This is a genomic window from Streptomyces sp. NPDC012508 (genome assembly GCF_042902595.1).
Classification (GTDB): domain Bacteria; phylum Actinomycetota; class Actinomycetes; order Streptomycetales; family Streptomycetaceae; genus Streptomyces.
In genome coordinates this window covers 12,467-32,777 of sequence record NZ_JBIBEO010000015.1, presented here as the reverse complement: position 1 = coordinate 32,777, position 20,311 = coordinate 12,467, and the positions used below count along the sequence as shown (strand labels likewise).

Sequence of the window (20,311 nt, the reverse complement as noted above, 5' to 3'; positions counted from 1 at the left end):
CGGGTTCGGTGCGGTCGGCCGTCCGGCGGGAGGTCACGACAGTCCCAGCTCCTTGTCGATGAAGTCGAAGACGTCGGATGCCGAGGCGTCCTCGAGCCGGTCGGCGACGGCGGTCTTCACGCCTGCCGCATCCGGCTCGCCCTCGGTCACCCGGGCCAGCAGCGCGCGCAGCCGGTCGGCGACGGCCGGGCTGTCGGCCCCGGCCGCGGTGAGCCGGCCGACGGCGGCTTCCAGTCGGTCGAGGCCGGCCAGTACGTCCGCCGTGTCCGCCTGCGCCGGGTCGGTGGACCCGGCCAGTTCGGTCCACAGGTGCGCGGCGAGCGCGGCCGGTGTGGGGTGGTCGAAGACCAGGCCGGCGGGCAGCCGCAGCGTGGTCGCCTTGGTGAGCCGGTTGCGCAGTTCCACCGCGGTGAGCGAGTCGAAGCCGAGCTTGGTGAAGGCGTGTTCGGCGGCGACCGCGTCGGGGCCGTCGTAGCCGAGGACGGCGGCGGCGTGTGCGCGTACGAGGTCGAGGACGGTGCGCCGCTGTTCGGGCTCCGGGAGCCGGGCGAGGTCGGCGGCCAGGTCGCGGGGGGCCGCGGCGCCGGCCCGGGTGCGCTCGACGGGGGCGCGGACCAGGCCGCGCAGCAGCGCGGGCACCGGCTGCCCCTTCGCTTCTTCGCGCAGCCGTGCGAGGTCGAGGGCGACGGGCACGAGGTGGGCGTGCGGCAGGGTGCGGGCGGCGTCGAAGAGCGCCATGCCCTGTTCCGCGCCGATCACGCCGGCAGTCGCCGCCCGGTCGCGCTCACGTCGGCCGAGGCCGCCCGCCATGCCGTCCTCGGTGTCCCAGAGGCCCCAGGCCAGGGACTGGCCGGCCAGTCCGCGGACCCGGCGGCGGTGGGCCAGGGCGTCGAGGACGGCGTTGGCGCCGGCGTAGCTCGCCTGCCCGGCGGACCCGAAGGTCGCGGCGGCCGAGGAGAACAGGACGAAGAACGCCAGGTCCTGGTGGGCCGTCAGTTCGTCGAGGAGCAGGGCAGCGTCCGCCTTGGGGGCCAGGACCCGGTCGGCGCGCTCCGGGGTGAGCGCGTCGAGCACTCCGTCGTCGAGGATCCCGGCGGCGTGGACGACGCCGGTGAGCGGGCGGTCGAGGCCGGCCAGCAGGGCGGTGAGCGCGTCGCTGTCGGCGACGTCGCAGGCCTCGATCCGTACGTCGGTCCCGACCGCGGCGAGGTCGGCGGCGAGCCGGTCCGCGCCCGGGGCGGCCGGGCCGCTTCGGCTGGCCAGCACCAGGTGCCGTACGCCGTGCTCGGCGACCAGGTGGCGGGCGAGCAGGCCAGCCAGCGCTCCGGTGCCGCCGGTGATGAGGACCGTGCCGTCGGGGTCGGGGGCGGCGGGCAGGGTGAGGACGTTCTTGCCGATGTGCCGGCCGCGGCCCATGAACCGGAACGCCTCGGCGGCGTCCCGCAGGTCCCAGGCGGTGAGCGGCAGGAGTTCCAGAACGCCCTGATCGAACAGGTCGATGATCTCGGTGAAGATCTCCGCGATCCGGCCCCGGTCGGTGCTCATGAGGTCGAAGACGTCGTAGTGCGTGCCCGGGTGGGCGGCCCTGACCTGCTCACCGTCGCGGATGTCCGTCTTGCCCATTTCGACGAACCGGCCGCCGGGGGCCAGCAGACGCAGCGAGGCGTCGATGAAGGGGCCCTCCAGCGAGTTCAGCACCACGTCCACGCCTCGTCCGCGGGTGGCTTCGCGCACCCGGTCCTCGAAGTCCGTGGTCCGGGAGGAGGACAGCCGCTCGTCGGGCAGGCCGGTGGCCCGCCACTTGCCGGGCGAGGCGGTGCCGTGGATCTCCAGGCCGAGGTGACGGGCGAGCTGCACGGCGGCCATGCCGACGCCGCCCGCCGCCGCGTGGACGAGGACGGTCTCGCCCGCGGTGACGCCGGCGACGTCCACCAGCCCGTAGTAGGCCGTCAGGAACGGGGTGGGTACGGAGGCCGCCTCGGCGTAGGTCCACTCCGGCCGCATGCGCGCCAGCACCCGCCGGTCGGTGACGGCGGTGGGCCCGAAGGCCCCGGCGAACAGGCCGAAGACGCGGTCGCCGGGGGCGAGGTCGGTGACCTCGGCGCCCGTCTCAAGGACCACGCCGGCGCCCTCGGTGCCCATGCCGCGCTGGCCGGGGACCATGCCCAGGGCCATCACCACGTCACGGAAGTTGACGCCCGCGGCGCGCATCGCGACCCGGACCTGGGTGGGGCCGAGGTCGGCGAGTGCCTCGGGGGCGGGGACGAACGCCAGGTTCTCCAGGGTGCCTTCGCCGGTGGTGTCGAGGCGGGTGCCGGGCACCGGATCCCCGGCAGGGGCCGGTCCGGTGCCGCGGGCCAGCCGGGGCGCGAGCAGGGCGCCCGCGCGGATCGCGAGCTGTGGCTCCGTGGAGCCGAGCGCGGTGGGCAGGGCGGCGGCCGAGTCGGGGTGGCCGTCCACGTCGATCAGGGCGAAGTGGTCCGGGTGCTCGCTCTGCGCCGAGCGCAGCAGGCCGTGCACGGCGGCGCCCGCGAGGTCGGGGACGCCCTCGCCCGCACCGACGGCGACCGCGCGTGCCGTCAGCACGGTGAGCCGGGAGCCGGCGAAGCGCGCGTCGGCCAGCCAGGTCTGGGCGGCGTGCAGCGCCTCGTGGACGGCGGCGTGCAGGGAGGCGGTGTCGGCCGCGTGCGCGGCGCTGGGGTCTGCCGCGTGGCCCCCGATGTCGGCCGCGTGGCCGGTTTCCTCGCCGCCGGGCCGGGAGCCGCACCACAGGACGGCCTCCGGCAGCAGCTCGCCCGCCTCGACCGCGGCGCCGAGCGCGTCCAGGTCGTCGTACCGGGTGGCCGCGAGCGACGCGAGGGCGGCGGGCGGCGGGCCGACGAGGACCAGCGGGAGGGCCGGTCCTTCGGCGGCGGGCGCCCAGTCCACGCGGTGGAGTACGTCGAGTTCCGCGGCGCGGGCCGCCCGGCGCAGCGCGTCGGCGCCGACCGGCCGCAGGGTGAGGGAGGCGACCTCGGCGACGGGGGTCCCGGCGGCGTCGGTGGCCACGAGCGAGATGGCGTCCCGGCCCGCCGGCGAGAGCCGTACCCGCAGGGTGTCGGCGCCCGTCGCGTGCAGCCGGACGCCCTCCCAGGCGAACGGGAGCAGCCCGGTCCGGGCGAGCAGTCCGCCCACGCCCGCCGCGTGCAGGGCGGCGTCGAAGAGCGCGGGGTGCAGTCCGAAGCGCTCGGCGTCGGCACGTGCCGTGTCGGGGAGCGCGACCTCCGCGCAGAGGTCGTCCCCGGCGCGCCAGAGCGTCTTCAGCCCCTGGAAGACCGGGCCGTAGGTGTAGCCGGCGTCGGCGAGGGCTTCGTAGCAGCCGTCGACGGGAACCGGTACGGCTCCGGCGGGCGGCCACGGGGCCGGCGTGCTGGTTTCGGGCGCCCGGTCCGCGGAGCCGGTACCGGCGAGGAAGCCGGTGGCGTGAGTGGTCCAGGGCGCGCCCGCTTCGCCCGCGTCGCCCGCCGCCTCGGGGCGGGCGGAGACGGTGACGGGCCGGCGGCCGTCCTCGGCGGACTCCCCCACGAGCATCTGGAGCGTCACGCCCGCGCCGGCGGGTATCACCAGGGGTGCCTGGAGGGTGAGTTCGTCCAGGCCGTCGAGGCCGGCGTGCAGGGCGAGTTCCACGAAGGCGGTGCCGGGCAGCAGCACCGCGTCACCGATGGTGTGGTCGGCGAGCCAGGGGTGGGTGGCCGTCGACAGCCTGCCCGTCCACAGCGTGCCACCACCGGCCAGCGGTGCCGCCGCGCCGAGCAGCGGGTGCCGTACGCCGGACAGCCCGGCGGCGGCGACATCGGCGGCGGGGCGGATGTCCGGCCAGTAACGCCGTTGCTGGAAGGGGTAGGTGGGCAGGTCGAGAACGCTCCGGCCGACCGGACCGCCCAGCACGCCGCGCCAGTCCACGTCGACGCCCGCGCAGTGCGCCTCGGCGAGCGCCAGCGCCCAGCGGCGGACGTCGTCCTCGCCCCTGCGCAGGGTCGTGAGCACCGCACCCGTGGTGTCGGTGTCGTCGAGAGTCTCGGTGATGCCCGGGGTGAGCACGGGGTGCGGGCTGATCTCCAGGAAGGTGGTGTGGCCGTCGGCCCCGGCGGCGCGGACGGCCTGGTCCAGCCGTACGGTGTCGCGGAGGTTGCGGTACCAGTAGCCGGAGCCCAGGTCCGCGGTGTCCAGTGCCGCACCGGTGACCGTCGAGTAGAACGGCACGTCGCCGGAGGCGGCGGGCGTCTCGGGCAGCGCCTCGAAGACCGGGCGGAGCGGTTCGACCAGCACCGTGTGCGAGGCGTAGTCGATGCCGACGCGGCGCGCGCGCACGCCGCGCCGCTCGCACTCGGCGGTCAGGCGGTCCAGTGCGGCGTTCTCGCCGCCGACCACGGTGGCCCGCGGACCGTTGAGCGCGGCGATCCACAGCGGCTGGGCCAGCGTGGCGAGCATCTCCGCGGCCTCGGCCTCGGTCAGCGGCAGGGACACCAGGCCGCTGCGGCCCGACAGCTGGTCGGCGATGGCCCGGCTGCGGGCGGCGACGACGCGCGCGGCGTCCGTCAGCTCCATGGCACCCGCCACGACGGCGGCGGCCAGTTCGCCCTGGGAGGCGCCGATCACGGCGGCGGGCTCGACGCCCGACGCGCGCCACAGCTCGGCCAGCGACACCATCACCGCCCACAGCAGCGGCTGTACGACGTCGGCGCGGTCCACGCCGGCGTGCACCGGGTCCTCGCCGCGGATCACGGCGATGAGCGAGAAGTCGAGGTACGGAGCGAGCGCGCGCTCGCACTCCTCCAGCCGTGTCCGGAACACCGGCTCGGTGTCGATGAGCCGGGCGGCCATGCCGGTCCACTGGGCGCCCTGCCCGGGGAAGACGAAGACGGGCGCGCCGGTCTGGCGGGCGGTGCCGCGGCGCAGTTCCGGCGAATCGCCGTCTTCGGCGAGGGCGGTCAGCCCTTCGGGTCCGAGGACGACGGCGCGCTCGGCGAGGGTGGCGCGGGCGGTGGCCAGCGTCCATGCCAGGTCGAGCGGGTCGTCCGACGCACTGGTGGCCGGTACGGAGCCGGCGAGTCGACGGGCCTGGTCGCGCAGCCCGTCGGGGGTGTCGGCGGAGAGCAGCCACGGCACCGGCCGGGCCGAGGGCGCGGGCGCGGCGGTTTCGCGTACGGCCTCGTCGGCGGGCGCCTGCTCCAGGATCACGTGGGCGTTGGTGCCGCTCATGCCGAACGACGAGACGCCCACGCGGCGCGGCCCGGACTTCTCGGGCCAGGCCCGCTCCTCGGCGAGCAGCCTGACGTTTCCGGCCGTCCAGTCGACCTGGGTGGTGGGCCGGTCGGCGAAGAGCGTGCGCGGCAGCCGGCCGGCCCGCATCGCCATGGCTCCCTTGATGACGCCCGCGATGCCCGAAGCGGCCTGTGTGTGACCGATGTTGGACTTGATGGAGCCGAGCCAGAGCGGCTCGTCGTCCGTCCGGCCCTGGCCGTAGGTCGCCAGCAGCGCCTGGGCCTCGATCGGGTCGCCGAGCCGGGTGCCGGTGCCGTGGGCCTCGACCATGTCCACGTCGGACGGGGACAGCCCCGCGTCGGCGAGGGCGGCGCGGATGACGCGCTGCTGGGAGGGGCCGTTGGGGGCGGTGAGGCCGTTGGATGCGCCGTCCTGGTTGACGGCGGAGCCGCGGACGACCGCGAGGATCCGGTGGCCGTTGCGGCGGGCGTCCGAGAGCCGTTCCAGCAGCAGGATGCCGGCGCCCTCCGCCCAGCCGGTGCCGTCGGCCTCGTCGGAGAACGCCTTGCAGCGGCCGTCGGCCGCCATCGCGTCCTGCTTGCCGAACTCGGCGAAGACGCCGGGGGTGGACATGGTGACCACGCCGCCGGCCAGGGCCAGGGAGCATTCACCGCGGCGCAGGGCCTGCCCCGCGAGATGCAGGGCGACCAGGCCGGACGAGCAGGCGGTGTCGACGGTGACGGCCGGGCCCTCCAGGCCGAACGTGTAGGAGATCCGGCCGGAGAGAACGCTGGCAGAACCCCCGGTGGCCAGGTAGCCCTCGCCGCCCTCCGGGGTCTCGCCGGGCAGAGAGGTGTAGTCGTGGTTGTTGGCGCCCGCGAAGACGCCGGTACGGGAGCCGCGCAGCGAGAGCGGGTCGATGCCGGCGCGCTCGAAGACCTCCCAGGCCGTCTCGAGCAGCAGTCGCTGCTGCGGATCCATCATCACGGCCTCGCGGGGCGAGATGTTGAACAGGCCGGCGTCGAAGGAGGCGATGTCGGCCAGGAATCCGCCCTGGAGGGGGCGGGGCACGCCGGTGCCGTCGGCGGGCTGCAGCGGCCAGCCGCGCTCCGCGGGGCAGTCGCCGACCGCGTCGACACCTTCGGCGACGAGGTCCCACAGGTCCTCGGGCGAGTGGACTCCGCCGGGGAATCGGCAGCTCATGCCGATGACGGCCAGCGGCTCGTCGTGGGAGCCGCCGGCGTCCGGGACCGCGGGGACGGCCCCGGCGTCGAGGGTGCCCTCCTCGTTCCCGGCCGCCAGCGGGAGGTCCGCGACGAGCAGGGCGGCGAGGTGGGTGGTGAGGTCCTGGGCGGTGGGGTGGTCGAAGACCAGGGTGGCGGGCAGGTCCAGGCCGGTGGCGTCGCTCAGCCGCCCCCGCAGTTCCACCGCCATCAGCGAGTCGAACCCGAGGTCGGAGAAGGCTCGCAGCGGTGCGACGGCGTCGCTGCCGCTGTGGCCCAGCGTGGCGGCCGCCTCGTCACGTACGAGTGCCAGCAGGACCCGCTCCCGCTGCTGCGCGCCGAGTTCCGCGATGCGGCGGCGCAGCGGCGTGCCCTGGGCGGTGGTCGCCCCTTCGGCCTCGCGCCTGGCGGCCTCGGGGAGTTCGCCGAAGAGCGGCGCGGGACGGACGGCGGTGAAGCTGGCGGAGAAGCGGTGCCAGTCGAGGTCGGCGAAGGTGAGGCAGCCGAGATCGTGGGTGACCACCTGCTCCAGCGCGGTCACGGCGAGACCGGGGTCGAGCGGGATGAGGCCGCGGCGGCGCAGGTGCTCCTCCGCCTCACCGTCGACCAGCATGCCGGCTTCGGCCCAGGGTCCCCAGGCCACCGAGGTGGCGGTCAGGCCGCGGGCGCGCCGCTGCTCGGCCAGACCGTCGAGGTAGGCGTTGGCCGCCGCGTACGCGGACTGCCCGCCACTGCCCCACACGCCCGCGATCGACGAGAACAGAACGAACATGTCAGCCTCGGGCACCAGTTCGTCCAGGTGCCGGGCACCCAGCGTCTTGGCCCGCAGAACCTCCGCGAACTGCTCCGGACCCACACCGACCAGCGGCACGGTGTCCACGACACCAGCCGCGTGGAAAACGCCGGTGACCGGGTGCTCCGCGAGCAGCGCGGCCAGCGCATCACGGTCGGCGGCGTCACAGGCCGCGATGGTGACCCGGCAGCCCAGGGCCTCCAGGGACGCGGCGAGTTCGTCCGCGCCCGGCGCCTCGGGGCCGCGCCTGCTGGTGAGCAGCAGGTGCTCGGCGCCGGCCTCGGCGAGCGAGGTGGCCACACGCGAGCCGAGCCCGCCGGTGCCGCCGGTGACGAGTACGGTTCCGCGCGGCCGCCAGGAGCGGGCGGCCGCCCCGGCGGGGGCTGCGGAACGGACGAGCCTGCGCGCGAAGGTGCCGGAGGCGCGGACGGCGACCTGGTCCTCGGATCCGGCCAGTACCCGTGCCAGACGCGAGCCCGCACGCTCGTCCAGCACCACCGGAAGATCCACCAACCCGCCCCAACGCTGCGGGAACTCCAACGCGGCAACCCGCCCCAGCCCCCACACCTGAGCCTGAACCGGATCCACCACACCATCGGCACGCCCCGTCGACACAGCACCCGACGTCACACACCACAACGGCGCGTCGATCTCCGCATCACCCAACGCCTGCACCAGCGCCAGCGACCACGCCACCGACACCGGAAGACCCTCCGGCACACCCGCCACACCCGCACGCGAGTCCAGCGCCACCAGCGACAACACACCCGCGACACCACCCCCGAACGCGTCCTCCTCCGTCAGCCGGGCAGCCAACTCCCAACGATCAAGCTCACCATCGTCCAGCACCACCACGAACGGCTCCGCACCACCGCCCGCCAAAGCCCCCACACACGCCTCGACCCGCTCCTCAGGCACACCCTCCGTACCCACCACGAGCCAACGACCCGACACACCGACGGAATCCTCACCGGTCACACGCCACGCAACGCGATACCGCATCCCGTCAGCACGCGAACGCTCCACCCGCTCACGCCGCCAGCCCGCCAGAGCCGGCAACACCGCCTCCACCTCACCAGCACCCACACGCAGCACCTCGGCCAGCGCCCCACTATCACCAGCCTCAACCGCCGACCAGAACGCCTCATCCTCAGCGCCAGTAACCGCGACCTCCGCGACCTCTGCCGTCCCCAGCCAGTACCGCTCACGCTGGAACGCATACGTCGGCAGACCCACACCAGGCCCCGACACATACCGGTCCCACTCGACCAGGACGCCACGTGTGTGCAGGCGGGCCAGGGCGGCGACGAGGGTGGTGGCCTCGGGGCGGTCGGGGCGCAGCGCGGGTACGGCGGCCAGGGTGTCGACCTGCTCCGGTACGAAGGCGGAGAGCACACCGGCAGGACCCAGCTCCAGTGCCGTACGAACACCGCTGAGGGAGGCGATCGCCTCGGCGAACCGGACGGGCTCACGGATCTGACCGACCCAGTAGTCCGGCGTCGCAATGTCCCCGGAAGCAGTGGCAACGACGGGAATCGTCGGCGAGTGGTACGTCAACGACTTCGCGACGGACGCGAACTCGTCGAGCATCGGCTCCATCAGACGCGAATGGAACGCGTGGGAAACGGCCAGCCGCTTCACCCGTACGTTCTCCGCCCGGAGCCGCTCCTCCAGCGCACCGATCGCGTCCGCGTCACCGGACACCGTCACCGAAGTCGGCCCGTTGACCGCCGCAAGGTCCACACCCTCGGGCAGCTCAAGCTCACCCTCAGCAGCCTCCACGGCCAGCATCGCGCCGCCCGACGGCAGCGCATCCATCAAACGGCCACGCGCCGACACCAGACGGCACGCGTCGTCCAGGGACAGCACTCCGGCCACGTGCGCGGCGGCCAGCTCACCGATCGAGTGGCCCACCATCACGTCCGGGGTGACACCCCAGGACTCGACCAATCGGAACAACGCCACCTCGACCGCGAACAGAGCAGGCTGCGCGTAGACGGTCCGGTCCAGGGCCTCACCGTCCTCGAACACGACCTCACGCAGCGGCCGTTCGAGGTCCACCCGCGCACAGACCGCGTCGAACGCGTCCGCGAACACCGGGAACGCCTCGTACAGCTCACGCCCCATACCGGCCCGCTGCGCGCCCTGGCCGGTGAACAGCAGCGCCAGCCCGCCGTGCGCGGCCTCATCACGGACCACGGAAGGAACGGCCTGGTCCTCTGCCAGTGCGCGCAGTCCGGTCAGCAGTTCGTCGCGGTCGTCACCGAGCACGACCGCCCGGTGCTCCAGCGCCGCACGCGCCGTCGCCAGCGTGTGCGCCACGGCGGACGCAGCCACCTCAGGACGCTCGGCCAGGAATGAGCCCAACCGACCCGCCTGGGCCACCAGCGCATCCCGCGACCGCGCGGACAACACCCACGGCCCCACAGCCCCCACCGGAGCCGGCTCAGCCACATCAAGAACCTCAGCGGCCTGCTCCAGGATGACGTGCGCGTTCGTACCACTCACACCGAACGACGACACGCCCGCGCGACGCGGACGACCTGCCTCCGGCCAATCCCGCGCCTCCGACAGCAGCTCCACCGCGCCGGCCGACCAGTCCACATGCGGCGTCGGCTCGTCGACATGCAGCGTCCGGGGCAGCACACCCCGACGGATCGCCTCCACCATCTTGATCACACCCGCGACACCCGAAGCAGCCTGAGTGTGACCGATGTTCGACTTCACCGACCCCAGATACAGCGGCTCCTCGCGGTCCTGGCCGTACGTTGCCAGCAATGCCTGCGCCTCGATCGGGTCACCGAGCCGCGTACCCGTACCGTGCGCCTCTACTGCGTCGACCTCGGACGTCTCCAGACCCGCCGCGGCCAGCGCCGCCCGCACCACCCGCTGCTGCGCAGGACCGTTGGGCGCCGTCAAACCGTTCGACGCACCGTCCTGATTGACCGCCGAACCCCGCACCACCCCGAGCACCTCGTGCCCGTTGCGGCGCGCGTCCGACAGCCGCTCCAGCAGCAGCAGACCCACACCCTCACCCCAGCCCGTGCCGTCCGCGCCGGCCGCGAACGCCTTGCACCGACCGTCCCCGGCCAGACCGTCCTGACGGTCGAACTCGGCGAAGATGTCGGGACCGACGATCACGGTCACACCGCCGGCGAGCGCCATGGAGCACTCGCCGGTGCGCAGCGACTGCGCCGCCAGGTGCAGCGCCACCAACGACGACGAACACGCCGTGTCGACGGTCACCGCCGGGCCCTCGAGGCCGAACGAGTACGCGACCCGACCGGACAGCACGCTCCCGGCCATGCCGGTCATCAGGTGGCCGTCCGCGCCTTCGGTGCGCCCGCCGGTGCCGTAGCCGGACGTCGAGGCGCCGACGAACACGCCGGTCGACGTGCCCTGGAGCGTGCGCGGGTTCATGCCCGCCCGCTCCAGCGTCTCCCAGGCCGTCTCGAGCAGCAGTCGCTGCTGCGGATCCATCGCGATCGCCTCACGCGGCGATATGCCGAACAGCCCCGCGTCGAACTCGGTGGCGTCGTGGACGAAGCCGCCCTCGGCCGCGAAGGCTCCCGTCTCCCGGAGTGCGGAGAGGTCCCAGCCGCGGTCGGCGGGGAAGTCGGTGATGCCCTCGGCTCCCGAGGCGACCAGGTCCCACAGGTCCTCCGGGGACCGGACTCCGCCGGGGAAGCGGCATGCCATGGAGACGATCGCGATCGGCTCGTCCGGGTCGGCTGCGACGCGGGGTGCGATCGCCGCCGACGTGTCGCCGGGAGCGGAGGACGGCAGCAGCTCGGCGAGGTGGCCGGCCAGGGCCTGGGCGGTGGGGTGGTCGAAGACGAGTGTCGCGGAGAGCGAGAGGCCGGTCGCGGCCATCAGCCGGTCGCGGAGGTCGACGGCGGTGAGCGAGTCGAAGCCCAGGTCGGAGAAGGGGAGTTCGACGGGGATGCTGTCCGCGCTCGCATGGCCCAGGACGGCGGCGGCACCGGTCCGGACGGCGTCCAGCAGCAGCGCACGACGCTCGGCGGGTCCCTTTCCGGCGAGCGCGGAGACGAGGGGCGTGGTGTCGGAGTCCGCCTCCGGCACGGGTGCGGCGGCGGACGGGGCCACGGCCTCGGGAACGTCGTCGAAGAGGTGGGTGGCGCGGCCCGATCCGAAGGCGGGTGCGAAGCGAGTCCAGTCCGCGTCGACGGCGACGAGACAGCCGAGGTCGCGGGCGACCGCGTCCTCCAGGACGGTCACTCCGAGCTCGGGCGGCAGCGGCGTCAGGCCGCGGCGGCGCAGGTAGTCCTCGGCGTTCTCCTCCACGAGCATTCCGGCTTCGGCCCAGGGTCCCCAGGCCACCGAGGTGGCGGTCAGGCCGCGGGCGCGGCGCTGCTCGGCCAGACCGTCCAGGTAGGCGTTGGCCGCCGCATACGCGGACTGCCCTCCGCTGCCCCATACACCCGCGATCGACGAGAACAGTACGAACATGTCAGCCTCGGGCACCAGTTCGTCCAGGTGCCGGGCGCCCAGCGTCTTGGCCCGCAGAACCTCCGCGAACTGCTCCGGACCCACACCGACCAGCGGCACGGTGTCCACGACACCAGCCGCGTGGAACACACCCGTGACCGGGTGCTCGGCGAGCAGGGCGGCGAGTGCCCCGCGGTCGGCGACGTCGCAGGCGACGACGGTCGCCGTCGCCCCGAGCTCGCCCAGCTCGGCGACCAGTTCGGCGGCCCCCGGGGCCTCGATGCCCCGCCTGCTGGTCAGCACCAGCTCGGTGACCCCGCGCCGGGCAAGGCGACGGGCGACAGCCGCACCGAGGGCCCCGGTACCCCCGGTGACGAGAACCGCTCCGGCGGAAGCGAACTCCCCAGGAGCGTCAGCATGCGGCTCCACACGGGCAACACGGCGCGCGAAGGTGCCGGAGGCGCGGACTGCGACCTGGTCCTCGGATCCGGCCAGTACCCGTGCCAGACGCGAGCCCGCACGCTCGTCCAGCACCACCGGAAGATCCACCAACCCGCCCCAACGCTGCGGGAACTCCAACGCGGCAACCCGCCCCAGCCCCCACACCTGAGCCTGAACCGGATCCACCACACCATCGGCACGCCCCGTCGACACGGCACCCGACGTCACACACCACAACGGCGCGTCGATCTCCGCATCACCCAACGCCTGCACCAGCGCCAGCGACCACGCCACCGACACCGGAAGACCCTCCGGCACACCCGCCACACCCACACGCGAGTCCAGCGCCGCCAGCGACAACACACCAGCGACACCACCCCCGAACGCGTCCTCCTCCGTCAGCCGGGCAGCCAACTCCCAACGATCAAGCTCACCATCGTCCAGCACCACCACGAACGGCTCCGCACCACCGCCCGCCAAAGCCCCCACACACGCCTCGACCCGCTCCTCAGGCACACCCTCCGTACCCACCACGAGCCAACGACCCGACACACCGACGGTCTCCTCGTCGGTCACACGCCACGCAACGCGATACCGCATCACGTCAGCACGCGAACGCTCCACCCGCTCACGCCGCCAGCCCGCCAGAGCCGGCAACACCGCCTCCACCTCACCAGCACCCACACGCAGCACCTCGGCCAGCGCCCCACTGTCACCAGCCTCAACCGCCGACCAGAACGCCTCATCCTCAGCGCCGGAAGCCGCCACCTCCGCGACCTCTGCCGACCCCAGCCAGTACCGCTCACGCTGGAACGCATACGTCGGCAGACCCACACCAGGCCCCGACACATACCGGTCCCAGTCCACGACAGCACCCAGGACATACAGGCCGGCCAGGGCCCGCCCGAAGGCGGTCGTCTCCCCTGTCCCCGCACGCAGGGCCGGGACGGCGGTGACGTCCTCGGCGATGTTCGGGACGAGGGCGGAGAGCACCCCGTCAGGCCCGAGCTCGAGGAAGACCCGCACGTCGGTGAGCGAGGCGATCGCGTCGGCGAAGCGGACAGGCTCACGGATCTGACCGACCCAGTAGTCCGGCGTCGCCAGATCGCCCGGCGCCGTGGTGACGACCGGGATGGTCGGAGCGTTGTACGTCAACGACTTCGCGACGGACGCGAACTCGTCGAGCATCGGCTCCATCAGACGCGAATGGAACGCGTGGGAAACGGTCAGCCGCTTCACCCGTACGTTCTCTGCCCGGAGCCGCTCCTCCAGGGCACAGATCGCATCGGCGTCACCGGAAACGGTCAGGGAGGTGGGGCCGTTCACCGCCGCAAGGTCCACACCCTCGGGCAGCTCAAGCTCACCCTCGGCCGCCTCCACGGCGAGCATCGCGCCGCCCGACGGCAGCGCATCCATCAACCGACCACGCGCCGAGACGAGAGCACACGCGTCGTCCAGGGACAGCACCCCGGCCACATGCGCGGCGGCCAGCTCACCGATCGAATGCCCGACGAGGACGTCCGGGGTGACACCCCAGGACTCCACCAGCCGGAACAGCGCCACCTCGACCGCGAACAGAGCAGGCTGCGTGTACGCCGTACGGGCCAGCAGCTCCGCGTCCTCGCCGAACACGACGTCCCGCAGCGGCCGGTCCACATCCACCCGCGCGCACACCGCGTCGAACGCGTCCGCGAACACCGGGAAGGCGTCATACAGTTCACGGCCCATACCGACCCGCTGCGCACCCTGACCCGAGAACAGGAAGCCCGTACGCCCGTTCCGCACCGTGCCGGTGACGACCCGCTGCGAGGGCTCTCCCCCGGCCAGTGCCCGCAGTCCGGTCAGCAGTTCGTCGCGGTCGTCACCGAGCACGACAGCCCGGTGCTCCAGCGCCGCACGCGCCGTCGCCAGCGTGTGCGCCACAGCCGACGCAGCCACCTCAGGACGCTCGGCCAGGAACGAGCCCAGCCGCTCGGCCTGGGCCACCAGCGCACCCTGCGACCGCGCGGACAACACCCACGGCCCCGCAGCCCCCACCTCAACGGGAGCCGCTTCGGCCACATCAGCGGCCTGCTCCAGGATGACGTGCGCGTTCGTACCACTCACACCGAACGACGACACACCCGCGCGACGCGGACGCCCCGCCTCCGGCCAATCCCGCGCCTCCGACAGCAGCTCCACCGCGCCGGCCGACCAGTCCACGTGCGGCGTCGGCTCGTCCACGTGCAGGGTCCTGGGCAGCACGCCGTGGCGCAGAGCCTCCACCATCTTGATCACACCCGCGACACCCGAGGCCGCCTGGGTGTGACCGATGTTGGACTTCACCGAACCCAGGTAAAGGGGTTCGTCACGGTCCTGTCCGTAGGTCGCCAGCAGGGCCTGCGCCTCGATCGGGTCGCCGAGCCTCGTGCCCGTGCCGTGTGCTTCGACGGCGTCGACCTCGGACGTCTCCAACCCGGCCGCGGCCAGCGCCGCCCGTACGACCCGCTGCTGCGCAGGACCGTTCGGCGCCGTCAAACCGTTCGACGCACCATCCTGGTTGACCGCCGAACCTCGCACCACCGCCAGGACCTGATGGCCGAGGCGCTCGGCGTCCGAGAGCCGCTCCACGAGCAGCACGCCGACGCCCTCGCCCCATCCCGTGCCGTCCGCGGCAGCCGCGAACGCCTTGCACCGGCCGTCCCCGGCCAGACCGTCCTGACGGTCGAACTCGGCGAAGACGCCTGGGGTGCTCATCACCGCGACGCCGCCCACGACCGCCATGGAGCACTCGCCGGCACGCAGCGACTGCGCTGCCAGGTGCAGTGCCACCAACGACGACGAACACGCAGTGTCGACGGTCACCGCCGGGCCCTCGAGCCCGAACGAGTACGCGACGCGGCCGGACAGCACGCTCCCCGACATGCCGGTCAGGAAGTGCCCCTCGGAGCCGGAGTCGGTGGCACCGACGCCGTACCCCGAGGGAGAGGCGCCGACGAACACGCCGGTCGCCGTCCCCTGGAGCGTGCGCGGGTTCATGCCCGCCCGCTCCAGCGCCTCCCAGGCCGTCTCGAGCAGCAGTCGCTGCTGCGGATCCATCGCCAGCGCCTCACGCGGCGAGATCCCGAACAGCCCCGCGTCGAAGTCCGTGGCGTCGTGGACGAAGCCCCCCTCCAGGGCGAAGTCGACGCTCGCGCCCGGGGCCGCCCGCCAGCCGCGGTCGGTGGGGAAGGCGCCGACCCCGTCGCGGCCCTCGGCGACCAGGTCCCACAGCGCCTCGGGGGAGTCCACCCCGCCGGGGTAGCGGCAGGCCATGGAGACGATGGCGAGCGGCTCGTCGGACGCCGCCGTCACCGCGACGGCCGCCGTGCGCTCGTCGGCGCTGATCAGCGACAGCAGGTGACGCGCGACCGCAGACGGCGTGGGGTGGTCGAAGACGAGCGTCGCGGGCAGTTGCAGACCGACGGCGTCGGCCACGCGCTTACGGACCTGGAGCGCGGTGAGGGAGTCCACGCCCAGGTCCTTGAACGGGCGCTCGGCCTCGACGGGTTCGGGGTAGCCGAGGACCGCCGCGGTCTCCCGGCGGACCAGGTCGACGACCGTACGGCCCCATTCCGACTCAGGCACCCCGGCCAGCAGGGTCCGCACGGCGGAGGCGGCAGAGGTGCCCGAACGGCCCTCGTCGCCGTCCGCGCCCTCCGCGAGGGCGTCGGCCGCCTCGGGCAGCTCAGCCAGCAGCGGGCTGGGCCGGCGGCTGGTGAAGGCAGGTGTGAAGCGTGTCCAGTCCACGTCCGCGACGGTCACGCACGCGTCGTCGGAGTCGATCGCGCGCTCCAGCGCGGCGATGCACAGAGCCGCCGCCATGGGGCGCAGCCCACGGCGTCTCAGGTACTCGTCGGCGCCGTCCCGCGCGGCCATGCCGACCTCTGCCCAGGAGCCCCAGGAGACGGCGGTTCCGGCACGGCCGGCCGCCCGCCGGGCGGTGGCGAGGGCGTCGAGGTGGGCGTTGGCGGCGGCGTAGGCGCCCTGTCCGCCGCTGCCCCAGATCCCGGCGATGGATGAGAACAGCACGAACAGTTCGGCGTCGGGGAGGAGCGCGTCGAGGTGTTCGGCACCGCAGGCCTTGGCCCGGAGTCCGTCGGCGAGCTCGGGCACCGACGTCGCGTCGATCGGGAGGACCGGGTCGAGCCCCGCGGCGTGGACGACGCCGGTGACGGGGTGCTCGGCGAGCAGCGCGGCGAGTGCCTCGCGGTCGGCGACGTCGCAGGCGACGACGGTCGCCGTCGCCCCGAGCTCGCCCAGCTCGGCGACCAGTTCGGCGGCCCCCGGGGCCTCCATGCCCCGTCTGCTGCTCAGCACCAGCTTCCGGGTGCCCCGGCGCGCGAGCATCCGGGCGGTCTCCGCGCCCAGGGCCCCAGTGCCGCCCGTGATCAGGACCGCCTCGGGCGCGTCAGAGGCCGGGGCGGGATCACCGGCAGCGGTGGAGGCCGCGTGGAGCAGGCGGCGTACGTAGACGCCTTCGGCCCGCACGGCGACCTGGTCCTCGGCTCCGGTGAGCACGGCGGCGAGGCGGGCCAGGGCGCGGGGCTCGGGGTCGGCGGGCAGGTCGACCAGCCCGCCCCAGCGCTCGGGGTGTTCCAGGGCGGCGACCCGGCCGAGTCCCCAGATGCGGGCGGCGGCGGGGTCGGTGATCCGGTCGGCGCGGTGCGCGGCGACGGCGCCGGTGGTGGCGCACCACAGCGGCGCCGTGATCTCTGCGTCGGCCAGTGCCTGTACGACGGTGAGGGTGGCGCCGAGCCCGACGGAGACCGCCGGGTCCTCGGGGTGCGCCCGGCGGTCGTCGGCGAGCAGCGACAGGATCCCGGTGATCGGCGACTCGGCGGACTCGGCCGTCTCGCGCAGGAGTTGGCTGAGGCCCCACCGGTCGAGTCCGGCGTCGGGCACCGTCAGCTCGGTCACGTCGGCGCCCGCCTCGCGCAGCGCCTGGGCGCAGCGTGCGGCGTGGTCCGCGTCCGTCCCCTCCGTGCGCAGCAGCAGCCAGCGCCCGTCGAGTGCGGTGGCGGGAGCGCGGTCGGCGGGCTGCCAGGCGACGCGGTAGCGCCAGGCGTCGACGGTGGAGCGTTCGGCGCGGCTTCGGCGCCACACCGAGAGGGCGGGCAGTACGGTCTCCAGGCCGTCGCCGGATTCCAGGTGCAGGGTGCCGGCGACCTGGTCGTAGTCGAGCCGGTCGACGGCGTCCCAGAACTCCGACTCGTCCGGATCGCCGCCGGCGGCCGCGTCCAGGGCGCGGGCCACCTCGGGGGGTTCGGTCATCCAGTAGTGGGTGTGCTGGAAGGCGTAGGTGGGGAGGTCGACGGGCCGGGCGTCGGGCAGGACGCCGGTCCAGTCGACCGGGACACCGGCCACGTGGGCCTCGGCTAGGGCGGTCAGCCAGCGCGTCGCGTCCCCGCGGTCACGGTGAAGGGTGGCCAGCGTGACGCCCGGATGGCCGGCAGCTTCCAGCGACTGCTCGATGCCAGGGGTCAGTACCGGATGCGGGCTGGACTCCAGGAACACCGACCGGCCGTCGGCCAGCAGCGCATTCGTCGCCTCGTCGAACCGGACCAACGACCGCAGACTCTCGTACCAGTACGCCGCGTCCATCACCGCGGTATCGATCCGGCCACCGGTCACCGACGAATACAGCGGAACAGTGGACGACTTGGGAACTATCGGAGCAAGGTCGGTAAGGATCTGCTCGCGCAGTTCCTCCACCTGTACGGAGTGCGAGGCGTAGTCCACCGGCACGCGGCGCGCCCGTATCCCACGCGTCTCACACAGCGCCATCAGAGCGTCGAGTGCGTCCGGCTCACCGGACACGACCGTCGAACCGGGACCGTTGACGGCTGCGACCGACGCCCGGCCCTCGAAGCCGGCCACCAGCTCGGCGGCCACCTCCGGGCCGGCGACCAGCGAGACCATCCCGCCCCGGCCCGCCAGCGCACGCAGCGCACGCGAACGAAGCGCCACGACACGCGCCCCGTCCACCACCGACAGACCACCGGCCACCACCGCGGCCGCGATCTCACCCTGCGAATGACCCACCACCGCCGACGGGACCACACCACACGACTTCCACAGCCGGGCCAACGACACCATCAACGCCCACAGAACGGGCTGGACCACATCCACCCGACCCCAAAGAACCTCATCCTCGCTGTCCAGGACGTCCCACAGCGACCAGTCCACGTGCGGCTCCATCGCCGCCGCGCACTCCTCAAGGCCTTCGCGGAACACCGGCGACCAACCCGCCAGCTCCCGGCCCATCCCCAACCACTGCGACCCCTGCCCCGGGAACACCAGCACCGGAGCGCCACCGGAACGCGCCACACCCCGCACCACACCCGGATGCGACACATCACGCGCCAACGCCCGCAGAGCCCCGGCACGGTCCTCCCCCAGCACCACCGCCCGGTGCTCCAGCACCGCACGCGAGAGCAGGGAGCGGCCCACGCCCGCCGGGTCGGCCTCGGCCATGGCGGCGAGGCGGCCGGCCTGCGCCGCGAGGGCCTCCGCCGTGTGCCCCGACAACACCCACGGGACGACCGGGAGCACCGGGAGCACCGGACGGTCGGCGTCGGCGGTCTTCGCCGACTCGCCGCCGGTCTCACCGCTCTCCCCGCCGGTCTCGCCGCTCGCGCCGCTCTCTCCGGTCTCTCCGGTCTCTCCGGTCTCGTCGTCGGCCCGTTCGGCCGTCGCGTCGGGGCCCTCCAGGATGATGTGGACGTTGGTTCCGCTGATGCTGAAGGAGGAGACGCCCGCCCGGCGCGGTCGCTCCGGGTCCTGGGGCCAGTCCACCGGGTCGGTGAGCAGCCGCACCTGGCCCTGCGACCAGTCGACGTGCGGGGTGGGTTCGCTGACGTGGAGGGTCGGCGGCAGCTCTTCGTTGCCCAGGGCCAGCACCATCTTGATGAGCCCGGCGACGCCCGAAGCGGCCTGCGCGTGACCGATGTTCGACTTGACGGAGCCCAGCAGCAGGGGCTCGCGGCGGGCTCCCTGGCCGTACGTGGCGAGCAGTGCCTGCGCTTCGATCGGGTCGCCCAGGGTCGTGCCGGTGCCGTGCGCCTCCACCACGTCCACATCGGCGGGGTCGAGCCTGGCGTTCTCCAGGGCCGCCAGGATGACCCGTTCCTGGGAGGGGCCGTTCGGAGCCGTAAGGCCGTTCGACGCACCGTCCTGGTTGACGGCGGAGCCGCGGATGACCGCCAGGATGCGGTCGCCGCGCCGCTTCGCGTCGGCGAGGCGGCGGAGGACGATCACACCTGAGCCTTCGGCCCATCCGGTGCCGTCGGCGTCCGCGGAGAACGGCTTGCAGCGGCCGTCGGCGGCGAGGCCCCGCTGCCGGCTGAACTCGGTGAAGATGCCCGGGCTGGTCATCACGGTCACGCCGCCCGCGAGGGCCGCGTCGCACTCGCCCGACCGCAGTGCCTGCACGGCGAGGTGGGTCGCCACCAGGGACGACGAGCAGGCGGTGTCCACGGTGACGGCGGGCCCTTCCAGGCCCAGGGCGTAGGCGACCCGTCCGGAGACGACGCTGGGCGCGCTGCCGGTCAGCAGGTGCCCTTCCACTCCCTCGGGCAGGGCGCGCAGCCCGGCACCGTAGGCGGACGAGGAGGAGCCGACGAAGACGCCGGTGCGGCTGCCGCGCAGGGACAGCGGGTCGACGCCCGCGCGCTCCAGGGCCTCCCAGGAGGTCTCCAGGAACAGCCGCTGCTGCGGGTCCATGGCGAGCGCCTCGCGCGGCGAGATGTTGAACAGGGCGGCGTCGAAGTCGCCTGCCTCGTGGACGAATCCGCCCTCGCGCACATAGGTGGTGCCGGCGGCGTCCGGGGCTTCGTCGTAGATGGCGGCGGTGTCCCAGCCGCGGTCCACGGGGAAGGCGGAGATGCCGTCGCGGCCCGAGGAGACGAGGTCCCAGAGGTCTTCCGGGGAGCGGACCTCCCCGGGGTAGCGGCATGCCATGCCGACGACCGCCACGGGCTCGCTCCCGCGCGCCTCGGCGATCCGCAGGCGGCGCCGGGTCTGCCGCAGGTCCGCGGTGAGCCGCCTGAGATAGTCGAGATACTTCTGGTCGTCGGCCACTCGATGCCACCTTCTCCGGACCCGCAGCACACTTTCGCGGCGGAATTTCGCTGAATTACCC

1 protein-coding gene is annotated in these 20,311 nt (G+C 73.8%); it reads right to left on the bottom strand.

From position 1 onward, the window contains the following. Positions 1-33: 33 nt before the first annotated feature. Positions 34-20,280: a type I polyketide synthase gene (locus ACFY8U_RS35525; RefSeq protein ID WP_389576251.1), complete on the bottom strand. Its 20,247-nt coding sequence runs from the start codon at positions 20,278-20,280 to the stop codon at positions 34-36. Positions 20,281-20,311: the final 31 nt, after the last annotated feature.